This is a genomic window from Vibrio sp. 10N.222.55.B11, from assembly GCF_041473705.1.
GTDB classification, from domain to species: Bacteria; Pseudomonadota; Gammaproteobacteria; order Enterobacterales; family Vibrionaceae; genus Vibrio; species Vibrio crassostreae_C.
This window is the reverse complement of sequence record NZ_JBFRST010000063.1, coordinates 16,380-38,202: the sequence shown is the minus strand read 5'-3', so window position 1 is coordinate 38,202 and position 21,823 is coordinate 16,380. Positions and strand designations below refer to the sequence as shown.

Annotated in this window: 22 protein-coding genes; 5 read left to right on the top strand and 17 right to left on the bottom strand. The window is 45.1% G+C overall.

Annotation, left to right across the window (positions count from 1 at the left end):
• Positions 1-38: 38 nt before the first annotated feature.
• From atpB to AB4503_RS21530, 15 genes are all read right to left on the bottom strand, one after another.
• Positions 39-836, bottom strand: a complete 798-nt coding sequence (gene atpB, locus AB4503_RS21600) for a F0F1 ATP synthase subunit A (RefSeq protein WP_009848124.1) — start codon at positions 834-836, stop codon at positions 39-41.
• A gap of 8 nt (positions 837-844) precedes the next feature.
• Entirely contained in the window at positions 845-1,234 is a 390-nt protein-coding gene (locus AB4503_RS21595) for a F0F1 ATP synthase subunit I (RefSeq protein WP_010433210.1), read from the bottom strand.
• A 191-nt stretch (positions 1,235-1,425) separates the two neighbouring features.
• A complete protein-coding gene (locus tag AB4503_RS21590) occupies positions 1,426-2,307 on the bottom strand; it encodes a ParB/RepB/Spo0J family partition protein (protein ID WP_017063024.1) in 882 nt (293 codons plus the stop codon).
• A 23-nt stretch (positions 2,308-2,330) separates the two neighbouring features.
• Positions 2,331-3,104, bottom strand: coding sequence for a ParA family protein (locus tag AB4503_RS21585; protein ID WP_029235097.1), 774 nt, complete (start codon positions 3,102-3,104; stop codon positions 2,331-2,333).
• A 14-nt stretch (positions 3,105-3,118) separates the two neighbouring features.
• The gene (rsmG, locus tag AB4503_RS21580; RefSeq protein ID WP_017058801.1) at positions 3,119-3,751 is read right to left on the bottom strand and encodes a 16S rRNA (guanine(527)-N(7))-methyltransferase RsmG; all 633 of its coding nucleotides are present in this window, start codon (positions 3,749-3,751) and stop codon (positions 3,119-3,121) included.
• Positions 3,751-5,646 carry a tRNA uridine-5-carboxymethylaminomethyl(34) synthesis enzyme MnmG gene (gene mnmG, locus AB4503_RS21575; RefSeq protein WP_017058802.1) on the bottom strand — a complete coding sequence of 632 codons (1,896 nt, stop codon included), beginning with the start codon at positions 5,644-5,646 and terminating at the stop codon, positions 3,751-3,753. The genes rsmG and mnmG overlap by 1 nt, the downstream gene beginning before the upstream one ends.
• A 482-nt stretch (positions 5,647-6,128) precedes the next feature.
• Positions 6,129-6,563: an FMN-binding protein MioC gene (gene mioC / locus AB4503_RS21570; RefSeq protein ID WP_017058804.1), complete on the bottom strand. Its 435-nt coding sequence runs from the start codon at positions 6,561-6,563 to the stop codon at positions 6,129-6,131.
• A gap of 50 nt (positions 6,564-6,613) precedes the next feature.
• Positions 6,614-7,975: a tRNA uridine-5-carboxymethylaminomethyl(34) synthesis GTPase MnmE gene (gene mnmE, locus AB4503_RS21565; protein ID WP_029235098.1), complete on the bottom strand. Its 1,362-nt coding sequence runs from the start codon at positions 7,973-7,975 to the stop codon at positions 6,614-6,616.
• A 130-nt stretch (positions 7,976-8,105) separates the two neighbouring features.
• Positions 8,106-9,728, bottom strand: coding sequence for a membrane protein insertase YidC (gene yidC, locus AB4503_RS21560; protein WP_372115704.1), 1,623 nt, complete (start codon positions 9,726-9,728; stop codon positions 8,106-8,108).
• Positions 9,729-9,730: 2 nt separating this feature from the next.
• Positions 9,731-9,988, bottom strand: coding sequence for a membrane protein insertion efficiency factor YidD (gene yidD, locus AB4503_RS21555; RefSeq protein WP_004735802.1), 258 nt, complete (start codon positions 9,986-9,988; stop codon positions 9,731-9,733).
• Positions 9,955-10,278 carry a ribonuclease P protein component gene (gene rnpA, locus AB4503_RS21550; RefSeq protein ID WP_017055478.1) on the bottom strand — a complete coding sequence of 108 codons (324 nt, stop codon included), beginning with the start codon at positions 10,276-10,278 and terminating at the stop codon, positions 9,955-9,957. Before rnpA ends, yidD begins: the two co-directional genes overlap by 34 nt.
• 45 nt (positions 10,279-10,323) lie before the next feature.
• Positions 10,324-10,458, bottom strand: a complete 135-nt coding sequence (rpmH, locus tag AB4503_RS21545; RefSeq protein ID WP_004735800.1) for a 50S ribosomal protein L34 — start codon at positions 10,456-10,458, stop codon at positions 10,324-10,326.
• 206 nt (positions 10,459-10,664) lie between these two features.
• Complete coding sequence (locus AB4503_RS21540; protein ID WP_372115703.1) at positions 10,665-11,402, bottom strand: amino acid ABC transporter ATP-binding protein; 738 nt, start codon at positions 11,400-11,402, stop codon at positions 10,665-10,667.
• A complete protein-coding gene (locus tag AB4503_RS21535; protein WP_009848134.1) occupies positions 11,399-12,070 on the bottom strand; it encodes an amino acid ABC transporter permease in 672 nt (223 codons plus the stop codon). Before AB4503_RS21535 ends, AB4503_RS21540 begins: the two co-directional genes overlap by 4 nt.
• Positions 12,071-12,205: 135 nt before the next feature.
• Complete coding sequence (locus AB4503_RS21530) at positions 12,206-12,955, bottom strand: amino acid ABC transporter substrate-binding protein (RefSeq protein WP_009848135.1); 750 nt, start codon at positions 12,953-12,955, stop codon at positions 12,206-12,208.
• A 311-nt stretch (positions 12,956-13,266) separates the two neighbouring features.
• On the opposite strand from AB4503_RS21530, the gene dnaA reads away from it, so the two are divergent.
• The 4 genes from dnaA to gyrB all read left to right on the top strand — a co-directional run bounded on the left by dnaA (position 13,267) and on the right by gyrB (position 19,438).
• On the top strand, positions 13,267-14,688 hold the full coding sequence (dnaA, locus tag AB4503_RS21525) for a chromosomal replication initiator protein DnaA (RefSeq protein ID WP_017058808.1): 1,422 nt from the start codon (positions 13,267-13,269) through the stop codon (positions 14,686-14,688).
• Positions 14,689-14,769: 81 nt separating this feature from the next.
• Positions 14,770-15,870 (top strand): DNA polymerase III subunit beta, encoded by a 1,101-nt coding sequence (gene dnaN / locus AB4503_RS21520; RefSeq protein ID WP_017058809.1) that lies wholly within the window; start codon positions 14,770-14,772, stop codon positions 15,868-15,870.
• A gap of 53 nt (positions 15,871-15,923) precedes the next feature.
• The gene (recF, locus tag AB4503_RS21515; RefSeq protein ID WP_017067695.1) at positions 15,924-17,003 is read left to right on the top strand and encodes a DNA replication/repair protein RecF; all 1,080 of its coding nucleotides are present in this window, start codon (positions 15,924-15,926) and stop codon (positions 17,001-17,003) included.
• Positions 17,004-17,020: 17 nt separating this feature from the next.
• Positions 17,021-19,438, top strand: coding sequence for a DNA topoisomerase (ATP-hydrolyzing) subunit B (gene gyrB, locus AB4503_RS21510; RefSeq protein WP_017058811.1), 2,418 nt, complete (start codon positions 17,021-17,023; stop codon positions 19,436-19,438).
• Positions 19,439-19,677: 239 nt separating this feature from the next.
• Here the strand turns inward: gyrB and AB4503_RS21505 are convergent, their stop codons facing one another.
• A complete protein-coding gene (locus tag AB4503_RS21505; protein ID WP_267869012.1) occupies positions 19,678-19,800 on the bottom strand; it encodes a hypothetical protein in 123 nt (40 codons plus the stop codon).
• A gap of 142 nt (positions 19,801-19,942) precedes the next feature.
• Between AB4503_RS21505 and AB4503_RS21500 the strand changes: the two genes are divergently transcribed.
• Positions 19,943-20,377, top strand: a complete 435-nt coding sequence (locus tag AB4503_RS21500; protein WP_009848140.1) for an Hsp20 family protein — start codon at positions 19,943-19,945, stop codon at positions 20,375-20,377.
• A gap of 106 nt (positions 20,378-20,483) precedes the next feature.
• On the opposite strand, the gene AB4503_RS21495 is transcribed toward AB4503_RS21500, so the two are convergent.
• The gene (locus AB4503_RS21495) at positions 20,484-21,734 is read right to left on the bottom strand and encodes a valine--pyruvate transaminase (protein WP_048611244.1); all 1,251 of its coding nucleotides are present in this window, start codon (positions 21,732-21,734) and stop codon (positions 20,484-20,486) included.
• Positions 21,735-21,823 lie beyond the last annotated feature (89 nt).

Below are 21,823 nucleotides of genomic sequence, written 5' to 3'. Positions count from 1 at the left end.
GATTAACATTAATAGTTAGAATAAAGCTTAAAAATTTTTTAGTGATCACTATCTTCATGAGCCATTGATAAGTAAACGATTGTCAACATCATGAAAACAAACGCTTGAATCAATATAACTAAGATATGGAAGATAGCCCAAGGTAGTGCACCTACCCATTGTAAGTACCACGGTAGCATTGCCGCGATAAGAATAAACACCACCTCACCCGCAAACATATTACCAAATAAACGCATACCTAGAGATAGTGGCTTCGCTAATAACGAAATTACCTCAAGTACCAAGTTAAATGGGATCATGATTGGGTGATTAAATGGATGCAGTGCCAATTCTTTAGCAAATCCGCCTAGGCCTTTCACTTTGATGCTGTAGTAGATCATCAGAGCAAAAACACCCAAAGCCATTGCCATGGTTATATTTACATCAGCTGTAGGAACCACTTTCAAGTAAGGGATACCTAGCCAATGCTCTGCAGGATATGGTAAGAAATCGATAGGCACTAAGTCCATCAAGTTCATAATGATAATCCAGCAGAATATAGTCAGTGCTAGTGGGGCAATCAGAGGGTTGCGACCATGGAAAGTTTCTTTAACGTTGTCGCCAACGAATTCCACTACCATTTCAACAAAACACTGAAGCTTACCAGGTACACCTACTGTTGCTTTCTTAGCGACTGAGCGAAAAACCCAAAGGAATAACATCCCTGTCAACACCGAAAAAAACAGACTGTCTATATGTACGTTCCAGAAACTTGTCTCCTCTACAAGACCAAACTTAGCTAAAGAAAGGTTTTGTAAATGGTGTTCAATGTATCCGGATGCTGTTGGCGCAGCCATAACTCATCCTATTTTTTATTGTTAATGAAAAGCACTGGCGCAAAGATATTAATACCTAGAACCAGTAAATAGGTCAGTTTGAGGGGAATTAATTCCACCTGCATATACATGTAGACAATAGAGAATAGTAGAACTGTGATAAGGATCTTTAGTGCTTCACCTGCATAGAACGACGCCGCAACTAACTTAGTTGCGCGAGCTCCACAAAATAGGAAAGCACACACACAAAAAACCACATTCGCGATGACAAAAATACCGCCACCAACCAATGCAGCAAAACCCCAATCAGGATTAACAGCTAAACCTAACCCTATCGCCACTAATATAACCGCGCTAAGCTCGATCAATAACATTTGCTTTGCAAGCACTCGTCCTGGTCTTGCTAACGCCGCTACCATGTATTCGTTCCTCTTTAAGCCCACTTTACCACTCGCTTAAAAGCGTGCTGAGAAATTGGCGAAAATTATACGTTCAGCCAAATTGATTGCAATAAGAATGCAGCAATCATTTACATTTCTGTATACAAACCGACAACTTTTGTAAGAAATTACTTGTTTATTACATAATTGACCTAAATCAATTATCTCATTTAGTACTCTAGTTTAGCAATAAGTTGCTCTAATTTGTGAGGCTCATCAAGAGTAATTGTCACTTTTGACTTACCGCTAACAGAACGAGTAACTGAAACGTTTGCTTGCAATTTTTCCGTGAGTCTTCGTGAAAGTTCGATGGCCTCAGTGTCTTCGGGCTTCGATTCCGCTTCAACGTCTGGTTTTAAGCACTTTTTGACAAGTTGCTCAGTTTGACGCACGGTCATTTTTTTGGTTGCTGCAGTATTCGCTGCCTCAACCTGGGTAACACCTTCAAGTGCAAGCAGTGCTCTAGCATGCCCCATTTCTAGTTGTTTACTGGAAACTAAACCTTTTACTTCATTTTCGAGCTGATTTAGACGTAATAAGTTACTAACGGTAGCTCTGGATTTACCAATCACATCGGCGACCTGCTGATGTGTCAGTGAAAACTCGTTCTGCAAGCGCTCTAGCGCTTGTGATTCTTCGATAACATTCAGATCTTCACGTTGAATGTTCTCGATCAATGCCATCGCAATCGCGGCCTTGTCTTCTACTCTCTTGATCAAGCATGGAACTTGTTTAAGACCAGCTTGACGAGCCGCTCTCCAACGACGTTCACCAGCAATAATCTCAAACTGGTCGTGCGCCAATGGGCGAACTACGATCGGTTGGATAATGCCTTGAGATTGAATTGATGCTGCCAGCTCTTCTAGCGCTTCAGGCGCAATATCCTTACGCGGTTGATATACACCAGGCTTCAAGCAACCAACAGCCAGTTCAATAAGCTCACCATCAGCCGACAACGCCTGACTATGAGAAGCAACTTGCTGTTTTTCACGAGCCAATGAGCTAGTTGCAAGCAATGCATCTAGCCCTTTTCCTAAACCACGCTTAGACATTGAGCGAATTCCTTTGGTTGGACCTATACTGGGACTTCTTCACGACGCAACATTTCGCCAGCAAGAGCAAGGTAAGCCTTAGCTCCTGCGGAATATTTGTCGTAGTACATTGCTGGCTTGCCGTGACTCGGGGCTTCTGCCAGACGCACATTTCTAGGGATCACAGTTCGGTAGACTTTGCTACCAAAGTGTTTTTTGAGTTGATCAGATACTTCGTTCGATAAGCGGTTGCGAGGATCGTACATAGTACGCAGAAGACCTTCGATCTTCAGGTTCTCGTTTACAACAGCCGCTAGCTTACTGATGGTATCCATCAATGCAGTCAAACCTTCCAAAGCAAAGTATTCACATTGCATAGGAACCAATACGGAGTCGGCCGCAGCCATCGCGTTGATTGTAAGAAGGTTTAATGAGGGCGGGCAATCAATAAAGATGAAATCATAGTTATTGCGAATGGGTTCGAGTGCATTTTTTAAACGAACTTCACGAGCAAACACTTCCATCAGCTTGATTTCTGCCGCAGTAACATCACCGTTCGCGGCGATGAGGTCATAATTGCCAGATGTACTCCGGCAAACCACCTCATCAAATGGGGTGTCTTCAACCAACAAATCGTAAGCTGTTGCTTCAACTTGATACTTGTCGACACCGCTCGCCATAGTGGCATTACCTTGAGGATCGAGGTCAACAACCAATATCTTGCGTTTTGTTGCCGCCATTGATGCTGCTAAATTAATGCAAGTTGTTGTTTTTCCTACGCCACCCTTCTGGTTGGCAATTGCTACGATTCTACCCACTATGGCCTCGCTGATTATCCCTGACGCGATAAAGTAACTAGATGACGCTCTCCATCAAGCTCTGGCACTTGCAAAGCTTTAATGTCTGTCACTGAACACCATTCAGGTAACAGGTCGATTTCGTCTCTAGGATGTTGTCCCTTAAGAGCCAAAAATACACCGGATTGCTCTTTAGGTAAATGGTGACACCACTCTACCATGTCTGTCATTGACGCAAATGCACGACTGAGCACTGCATCAAACTTTTCTTCTGGTTGAAATTCTTCAACGCGACTTTGAACCGGTACCACGTTGTCGATACCCAGCTCATGAATCACCTGTTTGATAAAACGAATACGCTTACCTAGGCTGTCTAGCAAGTAAAACTCGCAGTCTGGATTCATGATTGAGAGCGGAATCCCAGGAAGACCAGGTCCCGTACCCACATCGATAAAGCGCTTACCTTGTAAGTGAGTGCTAACAATGATGCTATCTAAGATATGTTTCACCATCATTTCTTGTGGGTCACGAACTGATGTTAGGTTATAAGCTTTGTTCCACTTGTTCAGTAACTCAACGTAGCCAACCAACTGGCCACGTTGTTTTTCAGATACTTCAAGTTCAGTCTGGCCAATAAGGTGATCCAGTTTTTCGCGTAATGCGCTCATTATGCTTCCTCACCTTTTTTCAACAGGCCGTGTTTTTTCAAGTAAACCAACAGAATTGAGATTGCTGCAGGTGTGATACCTGAAATTCGCGAAGCAATACCAATTGAGTCAGGCTTAGCTGTCGTTAGTTTAAGAACCACTTCGTTAGAAAGTCCTTTTACCTTGCTGTAATCGATATCAGCAGGCAGTTTGGTGTTTTCATGACGCAGTGATTTTTCAATTTCGTCTTGTTGACGCTGAATGTAACCATCGTACTTCACTTGGATCTCAACTTGCTCAGACGCTTGTTGATCTTCCAGTGCAGGACCAAAACGATCCAATGCGGTTAACTGTGAATAAGTCATTTCAGGGCGACGAAGAAGATCTTCACCGCTCGCTTCACGAGACATTGGTGTTTTCAGAATTTGGTTCAGTTGATCAATATCTTCAGATTTTGGATTAATCCAAGTCTCTTTCAGACGTTGACGCTCCTTCTCCATGTTTTCCATCTTCTCGTTGAAACGAGCCCAACGAGCGTCATCAACAAGGCCAAGTTCACGCGACTTTTCAGTCAAGCGGATATCGGCGTTGTCTTCACGAAGCAGCAGACGGTATTCCGCGCGAGACGTAAACATGCGGTAAGGTTCTTTGGTACCCATGGTAGATAGGTCGTCGATAAGCACGCCCATGTAAGCTTGGTCACGACGTGGACTCCAGCCTTCTTTGCCTTGAGTAAACAAACTTGCATTCAGACCGGCCATCAAGCCTTGTGCAGCCGCTTCTTCATAGCCAGTGGTACCGTTGATTTGACCCGCAAAGAATAGACCTTTGATAAACTTAGTTTCGTAAGTCAGCTTAAGGTCGCGAGGATCAAAGAAATCGTACTCAATCGCATAGCCAGGGCGAACGATATGAGCATTTTCAAAGCCCTTCATCGAACGAACAATTTGAACCTGTACATCAAACGGCAGACTGGTAGAGATACCATTCGGGTATAGCTCGTGAGTCGTTAGACCTTCTGGCTCAATAAAAATTTGGTGACTGTTCTTGTCAGCAAAACGCATTACTTTGTCTTCAATCGAAGGGCAGTAACGAGGGCCAATGCCTTCAATCACACCCGCGTACATAGGGCTGCGATCAAGGTTGGCACGAATTACGTCATGCGTATTTTCATTGGTATGCGTGATGTAACATGGAATTTGACGAGGTTGTTGAGCTCGGCTGCCCATGAACGAGAAAACAGGCGTCGGGTTATCACCGTGCTGAACCTCAAGCTCAGAAAAATCAACGCTACGCGCATCGATACGAGGAGGAGTACCTGTTTTCAGGCGATCAACTCGGAATGGAAGATCACGAAGACGGTCAGCCAGTGCGATCGATGGTGGATCACCAGCACGGCCACCTGAAGAACTTTCCATACCAATATGGATCTTGCCGCCTAGGAATGTGCCCACAGTCAGAACCACAGCGCTTGCGCGGAACTTAAGGCCCATCTGCGTTACCACACCTACCACTTGATCCTGTTCAACGATCAAGTCATCAACCGACTGTTGGAACAAAGTCAGGTTTGGCGTGTTTTCAAGAACGTTACGAACAAAGGCTTTGTACAGTGCGCGGTCAGCTTGTGCACGAGTAGCACGAACCGCAGGGCCTTTTGATGCGTTCAATGTTCTGAACTGAATACCTGCATGATCAATAGCTTGCGCCATTAATCCACCCATTGCATCGACCTCTTTTACCAAGTGGCCCTTACCGATCCCGCCAATGGCTGGGTTACAAGACATTTGTCCTAGTGTATCGATATTATGAGTAAGTAATAACGTACTTTGACCAGTACGTGCAGATGCGAGTGCGGCTTCCGTTCCTGCATGGCCACCACCAACAACGATGACGTCAAATTTTTCGTGATAAAGCATGAACCGACCTCAGGTATTCAAACGTTTTCTAGATTGATAAAAAGGAGCGATATTCTACCTGTTTTCATAGCCTGAGAAAACGTTTTTGGGATTTTTCGAAAAAGCTGTTTTTAATTAATATAGATAAGATCTTTAAGGAGATCTTTTATTAGATCTATTATTAGGAACGAGGGTATCTGTGGATAAGTCGGAAATGATCAACGAGATCATGGATCTTTTTTGGATCAAATGATGTGATCTAACTTTGATCAGGATGAGGATTAGCTGGGATCAAAATGGCTACTTATTCACAGGAGGAAATTAGCCTAAAACTTGTTATTTGGATAACTATAGGTTAATCACCGTATATGTATGATCTTATCCACAGCAGAAATTGAAAATAGATCGCTAATTTTCGATGTTTTTGAAAAAAAGTTATTCACAATCACGATGTTCAGAGACAAAAAAAGCGGCATAAGCCGCTTTTTGAGAGAGGAGAGAGGTTAAAACTGGTCGCTATGATCGTTGAACCAAGCTTCTGCTGCGTCTTCTGGTACCGGAGTTTCCAATACATCGATGGTAAAACAGTCAGAAATAGGCTGAGCACCGAGCTCTTTCATCTGGCTGTGGACTGATTTTCCCGCCAAACAGAAGGTATCGTAACTCGAATCACCAAGCGCCACGACAGCAAAGCGAACCGGGCTTAAATCTGGAGATTGCTGGGTCAATGCGTCGATAAACGGCTTAATATTATCTGGAAATTCACCCGCACCATGAGTTGAAGTCACCAGCAACCAAAAGCCTTGTTGGGGAATATCATCGAATTCAGGCTGATTATGAAGGGTGATCTCGTGGCCTTGCTCTTCAAGAAGATCATTAAGGTGATCGCCAACGTACTCTGCACCACCTAAGGTGCTGCCTGTAATAATGTGGATCATTAAGCTGTCCTTACTAAAGAAAAAGGCCAGCATGAGCCGGCCTTTAAAGGTTATTTACCAATACAGAAAGAGGTGAAGATACGGCCGAGTAGGTCATCGGAACTGAATTCACCAGTAATCTCGTTAAGGTGTTGCTGCGTTATACGCAGTTCTTCTGCCAAGATTTCCCCTGCCATATAGCCTTCGAGCTGTTGCTGGCCAATATCTAGATGCTCAGATGCGCGTTCTAGGGCATCTAAGTGGCGACGACGTGCCATGAAGCCACCTTCATTGCCACCAGCAAAGCCCATGCAATCTTTTAAGTGATTACGTAGTGCATCAACGCCTTGTCCCGTCTTTGCTGATAGTCGAATCAGAGTTGGATCATTAACATGGCAAATCCCGAGATCTTCACCGGTTTGATCGGCTTTGTTACGAATCACGGTCATTCCGATGTTATTCGGCAGACGATCAACGAAATCTGGCCAGATATCTTTCGGGTCGGTTGCATCGGTAGTGGTGCCATCGACCATAAATAAAACGCGATCGGCTTGAGCAATTTCTTCCCAAGCGCGTTCAATACCGATTTTTTCGACTTCATCCGAGGCTTCACGCAGGCCTGCGGTATCAATAATGTGCAGTGGCATACCATCAATATGGATATGTTCACGAAGTACATCACGGGTTGTACCTGCAATATCAGTCACAATCGCGGAGTCTTTACCCGATAATGCATTCAGTAAGCTCGACTTACCGGCATTAGGACGACCTGCAATCACCACCTTCATACCTTCACGCATGATGGCACCTTGATTGGCTTCTTGGCGAACCGCTTCGAGGTTGTCGATGATAGCTTGTAAGTCAGCACTTACTTTACCGTCAGCAAGGAAATCAATCTCTTCTTCTGGGAAGTCGATAGCGGCTTCAACATAGATGCGTAAGTGAATCAGAGAGTCCACCAGCGTATTAATGCGTTTCGAGAACTCACCTTGCAACGATTGCAGAGCTGATTTCGCCGCTTCTTCTGAACTGGCATCAATGAGGTCAGCAATCGCTTCTGCTTGGGTTAAATCCATCTTGTCGTTCAAGAAGGCACGCTCCGAGAACTCACCTGGGCGTGCTGCGCGTAGCCCTGGAATAGCGAGGATGCGCTTGATGAGCATATCCATTACCACAGGACCACCGTGGCCTTGCAGCTCTAAAACGTCTTCACCGGTAAACGAGTGCGGGTTAGGAAAGTAAAGCGCGATGCCTTGGTCTAGCTCTAAACCATCGTGAGATTTAAAAGGGGTGTACTCAGCGTAACGTGGTTTCAGTACTTTGCCGGTAACTTCAAGCGCAACTTGGGCTGCTTGTGGGCCTGAAACGCGAATAATACCGACGCCGCCACGGCCGGGTGCAGTCGCTTGAGCAACAATCGTATCTGTAGTCATAGTTGTGCCTGCTAGCATGTGAAAGCCAAAAAGGGGCGCTCACGATTAATCAATTAGCTGAATTGTAATCAGCTAAAAACAAAAAGGCGACCTTTTGGTCGCCTTTCTTTGTCTCTTTCTATTATCGAACTTACTTAGAATGTAAGCCTTTCTTTTCCAGCGCGCGGTAGATAAGCGTTTGCTGAATCAGAGTTACGATGTTCGATACTAGCCAGTATAGAACCAGACCTGAAGGGAAGAACAGGAAGAAGAATGTGAACATAACCGGCATAAAGGTCATGATCTTCTGCTGCATTGGATCCGTTACAGTTGTCGGGCTCATCTTCTGGATTAGGAACATTGAAGCACCCATCAGAAGTGGCAAGATGTAGTATGGGTCTTGTGCTGAAAGGTCAGTAATCCAACCGAAGAACGGTGAGTGACGCAGTTCAACAGACTCCATTAGTGCCCAGTATAGCGAAATGAAGATAGGCATTTGCAGAAGGATAGGTAAACAGCCACCTAGTGGGTTTACTTTCTCTTTCTTGTAAAGCTCCATCATTTCTTGGCTCATGCGTTGACGATCGTCGCCGATACGCTCACGCATTGCAGTCAGCTTAGGCTGAAGCATACGCATTTTCGCCATAGACGTGTACTGAGCTTTCGTTAGTGGGTACATAGCACCACGAACGATGAAAGTTAGACAGATGATTGCCAGACCCCAGTTCACAACGATGCCTTGAATGAACGAAAGCAGAGTATGAAGTGGTTTAGCAATGAACCATAACCAACCGTAGTCAACTACTAGGTCTAGGTTAGGTGCAACAGCAGCCATTTGGTCTTGAAGTTTAGGACCAACCCAAAGCGTTGCTTTGAAGTTTGCTTCGTCGCCAGTAGCGATGGTTTTGTTCGGCATGCGAACACCGATGTCGCCAAGGTTACCAATTACACGAGTGTAAAGGTTGCTGCCTGCTTCGTCGCGTGGGATCCATGCACTTGCAAAGTAGTGCTGAATCATCGCTGCCCAACCTTGACCGTTTGCTAGGTTAAGAGACAGGTTGCGATCTTGCATGTCGTCGAAGCTGTATTTTTTGTAACGCGTATCTTCCGTAGAGTAAGCACCACCACGGTAAGTTGGCATTGTTAGGCTACCGCCGTCATCCATTACGTTCTGACGCAGGTGAGCGTACATGCCGAATGTCGCGTTGTTACCAGAGTTGTTGACTACATCGTATTCAACATCCATTGCGTAGCTGCCACGCTTAAGGATGAATGTTTTCGTGTAATCAAGGCCGTTCGCTTGGTAAGTCATCGGGATGCGTAGTTCATCCTGACCATCAGCAAGCGTGAAGCTGTCTGCTGAAACTGTGTAGCTTGGGCGGTTTGTGCTGCTTAAATCGATACCTTGAGGACCCACTAGACCGCTTTGTGCGATAAATTGGTGACCTGGTTCGTTTTTAAGAAGAACAAACGTATCTTCAGAATCGAACTCAGCAGAGTAATCGTTTAGGTTTGCTTTAACGACATCACCACCAACCGTATCAATTGACAGAGTCAGTACATCAGTTGTTACTGTGATAGTTTTAGCAGAAGAAGTAACTTGACCAGGAGCCGGGTCTAGATCATCTGCATAAGATGGCGCTGGTAGGGTGCTGCCAGATTGTGCCTGCTCAACCGCTTGTGGTGCTGGATTCTGAGCTACGTTCCATTGTTGGAACAGTAGGAAAGAAACCAAAGCCAATGCGATTAACAGGATATTACGTTGAGAATCCATCGTTATTTATCTCTGTCTTGTTTTTGGACTGGTGGAACGGGGTCAAAGCCCCCTTCGTTCAAAGGATGGCATTTTAATAGACGTTTGCCTGATAACCAACACCCTTTTACAAAACCGTGAGCTTTCAACGCTTCTATCGCATATAAAGAGCAGGTTGGAGTAAATCGGCAGCGTGGGCCGATGAGTGGACTAATAAACCATCTATAAAAATAGATGGGTATTAGCGCTATCCACGCGAAGGGCGAGACAGGCGAAGCCATAATTTGTCGAGTAGCTTGAACATTTCTTCATTGCTTAAATCTTGCGCGCTCTTCTTAGCGATTACAACAAAATCTTTGTTAGGAAGTTTGTGTTGAGTGTTACGAAAGCTTTCACGAGTAAGACGCTTGAATCGGTTACGACCCACGGCGGTTTTAATCTGCTTTTTCGGAACGGCTAATCCAAGACGAGGATTTGAAAGAGAGTTATTTCGGGCAATGATGGTGAAATGAGGGGAGCCAGCTCGATGAGCTTGCTTGAAGACATTTTGATAATGTTCGGGAGTTAACAAGCGTAACTCCCGACCGAAGGCTAGCTTATTCAAAATAATCAAAGATTACTTAGAAAGACGCTTACGGCCTTTTGCACGACGTGCATTGATTGTTGCGCGACCGTTCTTAGTAGCCATGCGAGCACGGAAACCGTGAGTACGCTTACGCTTTAGAACTGTAGGTTGAAAAGTGCGTTTCATTGTAATTACCTTACTGATCAGTAGTTTTAGGTTTTTGTTAAACCCGGCGTGGGCATTTTTTCTCTTCTTTATATAAGAAAGGAAAACCGACGCCTCTCAACAAAGAGGCGGAATTGTAATCACTGTCACAAAAAGTGTCAATGATTGGGTTAACTAAAATTCCGGTCGGGGGATTATACGTAGAATAACTAAAATCACAAGGATCCTTAGTCGATCCCAACCTTATTTAAGAATTTTTTTAATTTAGGATCCTGTGGATTACCAAAAATATCCTGTGGAGATCCCTGCTCGATAATATGACCGTCAGCCATGAAGATCACTCGGTCTGCGACCTCTCTCGCGAACTGCATTTCATGGGTAACCACCAGCATGGTTTGATGCTGATTTGCCAGTTTTTTCATTAGGTTAAGCACTTCGCCAACCCACTCAGGATCGAGCGCTGAAGTCGGCTCATCAAACAGTAAAAGCTCGGGTTGTAGTGCCATTGCACGGCCAATACCCACCCGTTGTTGCTGGCCACCAGAGAGCGCGGCTGGGTAGCTATCACCTTTGTCACCTAAGCCAATATCATCAAGTATTTGTTGTGCTTTTTCATGGGCTTGCTGTTTTTTCCAACCACGAACGGTAATTAAACCTTCAGCAATATTCTGTATCGCGGTTTGGTGAGCGAACAGTGCATAGTTTTGGAACACAAAACCGGTCTTACGACGCAGTGCAAGCACCTCTGCCTTAGTGTGTTTCTGAGTATCAACCTTGATATCATCAATCGAAATCGTGCCTTGATCGGCTTGCTCTAGAAAATTCACACAACGCAGTAGGGTAGATTTACCCGTACCACTTGAACCTATGATGACAATTATCTCACCTTGTTTGATTTCTAGGTCGATCCCTTTCAAAACTTCGGTGTCACCAAACTGCTTGTGGATACTTTGTAATTTGATCATCGTACATACGCCTTATTCAGTTTCACTTCGGCCCAAATTTGAATACGAGTGAGGATAACCACCACGCCCCAGTAAATCAGTGCGACTGCTAAGAAAGCCTCGAAGAAGCGGAAACTTGAAGAAGCCTCCATCTGAGCTTTAGCCATGATTTCGGCGACACCTAGGGTGAAGGCAAGTGAAGTCGACTTGATCATATCGATGAAGTAGTTCATCAACGACGGCAGTGCCACGCGAGTTGCTTGCGGTAAGATCACTCGGCGCATCGCTTGGCTGGTTGTCATACCGACCGAAAGGCTGGCTTCCATCTGGCTGCGATCAATACCGATAATCGCGGCACGAATACTTTCTGCCATATACGCGGCAAAGTGCAGGGTTAAGCCAATCACAGCGGCGCTGAAGGCATCCAACCCAACCATCCACGGGAAGACTTGTGGTAAGCCGTAATAAAGGAGGAACAGCTGCACCAACAGTGGTGTGCCTCGGAAGAAGCTAATGTACAGCTGGCTCAGTTGGTCGAGCACTGGGATTTTGAATACACGAATATTCGCCAGTATCAGAGACAGGATCAGAGCAAAGAACAAGCCCCAGGTCGCCATCTCCATCGTGGTGCCTAAATACTTCAGTAGTATTGGCAACAGCTCTAGCATGTAATTAAAGTCAAATCCCATAATCTATCTCGTATTTTTATTGGCAGTGTTGTTCTATATGTAAGTACTGTTGTATCAGGTTTTTTAATCAGTGCACAAAAGCAAAAAGCCCACCGCTGTATAAAGCAGTGGGCCTTGAATGGAGAAAGTGAGTAATTACTTCTGAGTAATGTCCGCACCAAACCATTTCTGAGAGATACTTTCTAGCGTACCATCTGCGCGCATTGCTGCTAATGCTTCATTTACTTCTGCTTGCAGTTTTTTGCCGTTATCGTTGTCGACGAAAGGCCAAGCGTTTTCAATTGTTTCGAATGGCTGACCTGCTAGTTGTAATGGTAGACCAGTCTTCTTGATAAGCTCTAGTGCTGATAGGCGATCCATTACGAATGCATCGGCACGACCCAGTGCCACGTCATGTTCAATACCTGTATCGTAGGTTTTTACATTGATCTTGCCATCTTTGTCGTAGCTGCGAAGCAGTTGTTCAAAGTTTGAGCCTAGGTTTACCGCAACCGTCTTGCCATCAAGGTCTTCGATGCCTTTAATGCTGTCATTACCTTTACGAACGGTAATTTGTGCGCCGTCTACTACGTATGGGTCTGCGAATAGGTATTTCGCTTTACGTGCATCCGTCATTGTAATTTGGTTTGAAATGGTATCGATGCGACCCGTTTCAAGAAGACCAAACAGACCAGAGAAGTTTGCCGTTACGTATTCAACCTTGTAATCGTTACGCTTACCGATCTCATCCCATAAATCCACTTCAAAACCCTGTAGCTGGTCTTGTTTAACGAACGTAAACGGGAAATAGCGACCAGACATGCCGACTTTAACTTCAGTCGCAGCTTGAACAGTAGCAGCAGAGAGTGCGATAGCCGCAATTGCAGCCTTAATCCAGTTATTCATTTGGTAACTCCTTATATTTATGGGTTTGGATGTTACTGGGAAAATGCTCACTAGAATAAATAACCAGATGTTATTAACCATAACCAGATTGAATTCCCGATTTGGGGATAACTAGCAAGGATCCGGGCATAAGTGGATCATTGTGTGAGTAAATTAGGGGCAAGATGTGTGGATCCACCGATAAATTACAAATTTATTGTGAATAACTTGGATCTTATTCACTGGATCTGTGATCAATTGCTGGTGATCTGACTTATCAACAGGTAAAATTAGCGGTCATTTCATATTACTTTAAATAGAGTGAGGGCACCGTGTCATCTTCGCTTTGGTTGCAGTGTTTGCAACAGCTTCAAGAAGAGTTACCAGCTACAGAATTCAGTATGTGGGTTCGTCCGTTACAAGCGGAACTCAATGACAATACTCTAACTCTATTTGCACCGAACCGTTTCGTACTCGATTGGGTTCGTGATAAGTATCTAAATAGCATTAACCGTCTGCTGCAAGAATATTGCGGTAACGATATCCCACATCTTCATTTTGAAGTGGGAAGCAAGCGTGTGATTGCACCAAAGCCTGCGACACCGACACCAACTCAGACTCGCACTGCAGCTGATGTGGCCGCTGAGTCATCAGCACCTGCGCAATTACAAGCTCGCAAACCTGTCCATAATATCTGGCGTGATGAAGAGCCTGTCGCGGTTGACTTGAATCACCGCTCAAACGTGAACCCAAAACATAAGTTCAATAACTTTGTTGAAGGTAAGTCGAACCAACTCGGTTTGGCTGCGGCACGTCAGGTTTCTGATAACCCAGGTACAGCCTACAACCCGTTGTTCCTATACGGCGGCACTGGTTTAGGTAAAACGCACTTGTTGCATGCGGTGGGTAACGCCATTGTTGATAATAAGCCGAATGCGAAAGTGGTTTACATGCACTCAGAGCGTTTTGTTCAGGATATGGTAAAGGCTCTGCAAAACAACGCGATCGAAGAATTTAAGCGCTACTACCGTAGTGTTGATGCATTGCTTATCGATGACATCCAATTCTTTGCTAATAAAGAGCGTTCTCAAGAAGAGTTCTTCCATACCTTTAACGCGCTGCTTGAAGGCAACCAACAGATCATCCTCACGTCTGACCGTTATCCAAAAGAGATCAACGGGGTAGAAGATCGTCTTAAATCTCGTTTCGGCTGGGGTTTGACGGTAGCGATTGAGCCACCAGAGCTTGAGACACGTGTTGCGATCTTGATGAAGAAAGCCGAAGACCACCAAATTCACCTTGCGGATGAAGTGGCGTTCTTTATTGCCAAGCGTCTACGCTCTAACGTTCGTGAACTGGAAGGCGCATTGAACCGTGTTATTGCGAATGCAAACTTCACTGGCCGCCCGATCACGATCGACTTCGTGCGTGAAGCACTGCGTGACTTACTTGCCCTGCAAGAAAAACTGGTCACTATTGATAACATTCAAAAGACAGTCGCTGAGTACTACAAAATCAAAGTCGCTGATCTATTGTCTAAGCGTCGTTCTCGTTCTGTTGCTCGTCCACGTCAATTGGCGATGGCACTGGCGAAAGAGCTAACAAACCACAGCTTGCCTGAGATTGGCGATGCATTCGGTGGTCGTGACCACACGACGGTACTACATGCTTGTCGTAAGATTGCTCAGCTGCGTGAAGAGAGCCACGACATTAAAGAAGATTATTCGAACTTGATTCGTACCCTTTCTTCTTAATACACAGTATTCTTAACCTTAATAAGCAGAATCTTGGCCACGTACTATTACGCAGTGCCATTTAGACCGTAAGAGCAAGATATGAAATTTACCATTGAACGTAGTCACCTGATTAAGCCATTACAACAAGTATCTGGCGCACTCGGTGGCAGGCCAACGCTTCCAATTCTAGGAAACCTACTGATTAAAGTAGAAGATAACGTGTTGTCGATGACAGCGACGGATCTAGAAGTTGAACTGATCAGCCGTGTAACGCTTGAAGGTGATTTCGAAGCGGGCAGCATTACCGTACCTTCACGTAAATTCCTAGATATCTGCCGTGGATTGCCAGATAACTCAGTGATCACTGTGGTATTGGATGGTGACCGTATTCAGGTTCGCTCTGGTCGTAGCCGCTTTTCTTTAGCAACATTACCTGCGGCAGATTTTCCAAATATTGAAGACTGGAGCAGTGAAGTTGAAGTGTCAGTGACACAAGCTGAACTTCGCGGTCTTATCGAGAAAACACAATTCTCAATGGCGAACCAAGATGTTCGTTATTACCTCAACGGTATGTTGTTTGAGATTGAAGGCTCTATCCTGCGCAGCGTGGCGACCGATGGTCACCGTATGGCAGTATCTCAAGCACAACTGGGTGCGGATTTTGCTCAGAAGCAGATCATTGTTCCTCGTAAAGGTGTTCAAGAGCTAGTGAAGCTATTGGATGCACCTGAACAGCCAGTAACACTGCAAATTGGTAACTCTAACGTGCGAGCTGAAGTGAACAACTATGTCTTCACTTCTAAGCTGGTTGATGGTCGTTTCCCTGATTATCGCCGCGTAATGCCGCAAAATACCACCAAGACACTTGAAGCTGGCTGTGATGAATTACGTTCAGCATTTTCTCGTGCTGCGATTCTATCGAATGAAAAATTCCGTGGTGTTCGCGTTAACCTTGCGGATAGCGAGATGCGCATTACCGCGAACAACCCAGAGCAAGAAGAAGCAGAAGAAGTACTCGATGTTAACTTCGACGGTGACGCGCTAGAGATTGGCTTCAACGTAAGCTACGTATTGGATGTTCTGAACACACTGCGTTGTGAACAGGTTCGCATCTCAATGTCAGACGCCAATGCGAGTGCTCTTATCGAGAACGCACAAGATGACAGCGCGATGTACGTTGTTATGCCAATTCGCTTATAAGCAGCCCTATGTTGACCTACCGAGTCGTGATTGAAGATTAATATGAAGACGTTATGCCTTTATCGCGCTTAATCGTTAAGCAGTTTAGAAATATTGAAGCCTGTGACATTCAACCGTCATCAGGCTTTAACTTTCTTATAGGGGCTAACGGAAGCGGCAAAACCAGTGTCCTTGAAGCTGTGTATCTGCTCGGACATGGTCGCTCATTCAAGAGTTCACTTACCGGTCGTATCATACAAAACGAGTGTAGTGAGCTGTTTGTACATGGCCGTTTTATGACCTCGGATCAATTTGAGCTGCCAATTGGCATTAATAAGCAGCGTGATGGCACGACAGAGGTTAAAATAAGCGGTCAAACTGGGCAAAAGTTGGCTCAGTTAGCTCAAGTCTTACCTTTGCAGTTGATTCACCCTGAAGGGTTTGATTTACTAACCGATGGACCTAAGCATCGCCGAGCATTCATTGATTGGGGAGTCTTCCACAGTGAGTCGGGCTTTTATGATGCGTGGGGCAGGGTAAAGCGCCTCAATAAGCAGCGAAACGCCTTATTGAAAACGGCAACGCACTATCGAGAGCTGAGCTATTGGGACCAAGAATTGGCCCGTTTAGCAGAAAGCATCAGTCAGTGGCGTGCCACCTACGTTGATCAGCTCAAAGAAGTCGCCGAAGAAATCTGTGCGACCTTCCTTCCTGAGTTTGAGATAAAGATTAACTACTATCGTGGCTGGGACAGAGACACCCCGTACGCCGATATATTAGAAAAGAATTTTGAAAGGGATCAGCAGCTTGGTTACACCTTTAGTGGGCCAAACAAAGCGGATCTGAAGATAAAAGTGAACGGCACTCCAGTGGAAGATGTCTTGTCACGAGGTCAATTGAAGTTGATGGTGTGCGCGCTACGAGTAGCACAAGGGCAACACCTCACTCAAATGACAGGTAAGCAGTGCATCTATTTGATAGATGACTTCGCTTCCGAATTAGATAGCCAACGCCGAGCACGTCTTGCTGAGTGTTTAAAGGCGACCCAGGCTCAAGTTTTTGTAAGCTCTATTACCGCTGATCAGATTGCAGATATGCATGACGAAAATAGCAGGATGTTTCATGTGGAACATGGCAAAATAGAGCAAGGATAATTAGTCAGAGAGTAACTATGTCAGATAATTACGATTCATCGAGTATTAAAGTACTGAAGGGTCTGGATGCGGTACGTAAGCGTCCTGGAATGTACATTGGCGACACGGATGATGGTACCGGTCTGCACCACATGGTTTTTGAGGTGGTAGATAACTCTATTGATGAAGCGCTAGCTGGTCACTGTAATGACATCATTGTAACTATCCATGAAGATAGTTCTGTGTCTGTGAGCGATGACGGCCGTGGTATTCCAACAGAATTGCACCCAGAAGAAAACGTATCTGCAGCCGAAGTAATCATGACGGTTCTTCACGCTGGTGGTAAGTTCGATGATAACTCGTACAAGGTATCTGGTGGTCTGCACGGTGTTGGTGTTTCAGTAGTTAACGCACTTTCTAAGCAAGTTACTCTTACTATCCACCGCGGTGGCAAAATCCACACTCAAACCTACAGCCACGGTGAGCCTCAAGCGCCACTAGCGGTTATCGGTGACACGGATAAAACAGGTACAGAGATTCGTTTCTGGCCGAGTGAAGAAACCTTCACTAACATCGAGTTCCATTACGACATTTTAGCTAAGCGTCTACGTGAGCTATCATTCTTGAACTCAGGTGTATCAATTAAGCTAATTGACGAGCGCGAAGAAGACAAAATGGATCACTTCGAATACGAAGGCGGTATCCAAGCGTTTGTTGAACACCTTAATACTAACAAAACGCCAATCATCCAAAAAATCTTCCACTTTAACTCTGAGCGCGAAGACGGTATTACCGTTGAAGTTGCGATGCAGTGGAATGACGGCTACCAAGAAAACATCTACTGTTTCACCAACAACATCCCTCAACGCGATGGTGGTGCTCACTTAGCAGGTTTCCGTGCGGCGCTAACGCGTACTCTGAACAGCTTCATGGACAAGGAAGGCTTCTCTAAGAAAGCGAAGACTGCGACCTCTGGTGATGATGCTCGTGAAGGTCTGACGGCGATTGTTTCTGTTAAAGTGCCTGATCCTAAGTTCTCAAGCCAAACTAAAGATAAGCTGGTTTCTTCAGAAGTGAAGTCTGCCGTTGAATCTACAATGGGTGAGAAGTTGTCTGAGTTCCTTATTGAGAACCCAGGTGAAGCGAAAACAGTTTGTTCTAAAATTATTGATGCAGCACGTGCTCGTGATGCAGCGCGTAAAGCTCGTGAAATGACTCGTCGTAAAGGCGCATTAGATTTAGCGGGTCTTCCTGGTAAGCTTGCTGACTGTCAGGAAAAAGATCCTGCACTGTCTGAACTATATATTGTGGAAGGAGACTCTGCTGGCGGTTCAGCTAAGCAGGGGCGTAACCGTAAGAACCAAGCAATCCTACCGCTGAAAGGTAAAATCCTTAACGTAGAGAAAGCACGTTTCGATAAAATGCTGTCTTCTCAAGAAGTAGCAACGCTAATCACCGCTCTTGGTTGTGGTATTGGTCGTGACGAATACAACCCAGATAAACTGCGTTACCACAACATCATCATCATGACCGATGCCGATGTCGATGGTTCTCACATCCGTACCCTGCTACTGACGTTCTTCTACCGTCAAATGCCAGAGCTGATTGAACGTGGCTACATCTACATTGCTCAACCGCCACTTTACAAAGTGAAGAAAGGTAAGCAAGAGCAGTACATTAAAGATGAAGATGCGATGAACCAGTATCAAGTATCTTTGGCTTTAGACAACGCAGAACTGCACGTAAACCCTGAAGCGCCAGCATTTGCAGGTGAAGGTTTAGAGAAGCTTGTTCAGCAATACAATGCAGGCATCAAGCTTGTTGATCGTATGAGCCGCCGTTACCCACGCGCATTGGTTCACGAACTGATTTACGTTCCTCGTCTAACGGCCGAGCAGTGTCATGATGACGCGGCAGTTGAAGCTTGGGGTAAGCAGCTTGTTGAACAGCTAAACGCGAAAGAAGTAGGTGCAAGCCAATACAGCCTTGAAGTTGAAAAACACGAAGAGCTAGGCTTAAGCGTTCCTAAGATTGTGGTTCGTACTCATGGTGTGACTCATGAACACCTACTAAGCATCGATCTTATTAACTCTAAAGAGTTTGGTAAGCTAGCGGATCTTTCTGAAGCTCTTGATGGCTTGATTGAAGAAGGCGCTTACATTAAGCGTGGTGAGCGTACTCAAGAAGTTTCTAGCTTCGTTGATGCTCTGAACTGGTTAGTGAAAGAGTCTCGTCGTGGTCTAAGCCTACAGCGATACAAAGGTCTAGGTGAGATGAACCCTGATCAACTTTGGGAAACCACGATGGATCCTGAAACTCGCCGTATGATGCAAGTAACAATTGAAGACGCTGTTGGTGCTGATTTGTTGTTTACGACGCTAATGGGTGACCAAGTTGAACCTCGTCGTAACTTCATCGAAGAGAATGCACTGAAAGTAGCAAACCTAGACGTTTAGTCTCTTTGATACTTCGCTCTTTGGCTTAATTTCTGTGTCAGAGGTGCTCACATACATTCGTATGCTCCGCGCCTCTTCCTTGAACTAAAGCCAAATAGCTTCGTCTCAAAAAACTAAAATCATTTTAAAGCACTATCCTTTGGATGGTGCTTTTTTATGTTTGTAAGATATTGAAAAATATTGAGTTGCAAAAATAATTGAAAATAACCCCTTGAAACTATTTTGCTCAATCCATATATCTATTTGTGAAGAGGATGACTGTCTTGCTCTACAAGAGAAGAAACAGAACCTTCATTACCGCTAACGAAGTATCGCTCAATAGAGGATAACTTTGGCAGCACACAACTTAAAAATTGATTCATTGCCATGTCCCAGCGTTGTCGCCAATAGAGGTGAAACCCGAGGAATGCGAATTGAATCTCTTAGCTGTTTACTGGGTCACACACAGGTTAGATCCAAGTAAAATTCGCAGCTAAGACTATTGCTTACTAAAAGGATAGCATTATGAGAACTGTAGATTTCACTCCACTTTACCGCAACGCAATCGGCTTCGATCGTCTATTCAACATGATGGAAGCGAATACATCGAAGAACTCTTCTGGCGGTTACCCTCCATACAACATCGAGCAAAAAGACGAGAACAACTACCGTATTACTATGGCAGTCGCTGGTTTTGCTGATGACCAATTAGATCTGACTCAGAAAGAGAACATGCTAATTGTGAAAGGTGAGCGTAAAGCAGAAGCAGAGAAAACCTTCGTATACCAAGGTATCGCAGAGCGCGATTTCGAGCGTAAATTCCAACTGGCTGACTACGTAAAAGTGGTAGGTGCAAGCATGGAAAATGGTCTTCTTCACATCGACCTCGAACGCGAAATCCCAGAAGCGATGCAACCACGTAAGATTGCTATCAATGGTAATAGTTTACTAGAAGGCTAATTACTGTTAGCTCCTTAGAGCTAAAAAATATCGGGAAGTAAAAGTGAAAGAGCACCTAATGAGGTGCTCTTTTTGTATTTGACCTGCGGTAAGCTAAAAGCTCTTATTACTGCTCTGAGTAAGCCTTTTTCACTTCTTCAGCAATGATAGCAATGCCTTTCTGCATCGCCTCATCATCTTGTACGTAGTTCATGCGTAAGCACTGGTGAGCATGATCCCACTCGTCTTCTTGGCCGATAAAGAAGTATTCACCCGGAACAATCAATACGCCGCGAGCTTTAAGGCGGTCGTACAGTTCCATTGTGGTGATCGGCAGCTCATCAAACCATAGCCATAAGAAGATAGCGCCTTCAGGCTTGTGAATACGGAAGCGAGGGTCGTCGATAGCGTCTTGTAACAGTTCAACTGCACGTAGTGACTTATCTTTATAGAAAGGTTTGATTACCTCGCTACTTAAGCGCAGTAAATCGCCTTTTTCAATCATGTGATTGGCAATTGCAGGGCCAACACTGTTTGGCGCTAAGCTAATGATGCCATTCATGTTGGTCAATGCTTGTGTTACTTCTTCACTCGCAATTACGATACCGCAACGCACACCCGGCAAACCAAGCTTAGAAAGGCTCATGCACAGAATCGTATTTTCATTCCAGAACGGTTCGACATCTTCAAAGATGATGTTAGGAAACGGCAGGCCGTAAGCATTGTCGATCAGCAGTGGGATGTTGTTTTCACGCGCCAGTTTATCCAGTTTACGCACTTCTTCGTCGGTCAGTACGTTACCCGTTGGGTTGGTTGGACGAGATGCACAGATAGCCGCGACTGAGTCATCAACCTTTAGTTGTTCAAAATCAACGTGGTATTTAAACTGACGGTTTTCTAGCAGTTCGATCTCTGGGTGGTAAGAGATAAAAATATCGTCATCAATACCCGCGTCGCCGTAGCCGATGTATTCCGGTGCGATCGGCAGTAGGATTTTCTTATGTGAGCCGTCAGGCTGTTGGCCTGCTAGCAGGTTGAATAGGTAGAAGAAGCCACTTTGACTGCCATTAGTCAGGCTGATGTTCTTCTCGCTGATGTCCCAACCGTAGGTCTCTTTCAGCATTGCCGCTAACGATTTGATGAAGCTGTCTTTACCCTGCGGACCATCGTAGTTGGCGAGGGCGGCGATGAGTTCTCCACTGGCGAGCATGTCGGCACTGGCTTGGTTAAAGTAATCGAGCATGGCAGGGATAGCGGCTGGGTTGCCACCACCGAGCATGATAGCGCCAGGAGTGCGCAGGCCATCATTCAAATCATCCATTAAACGAGTGATTCCAGAGTATCGATTAAACTTTTCGCCAAACTTAGAGAACTGCATTACTAATTTTACCTAATTCATTGTGATTGCTTGTTACGTGTCATTAAGGCAGACCTTATGTCTGCCATCAGTGTATTCCTTGAACATAC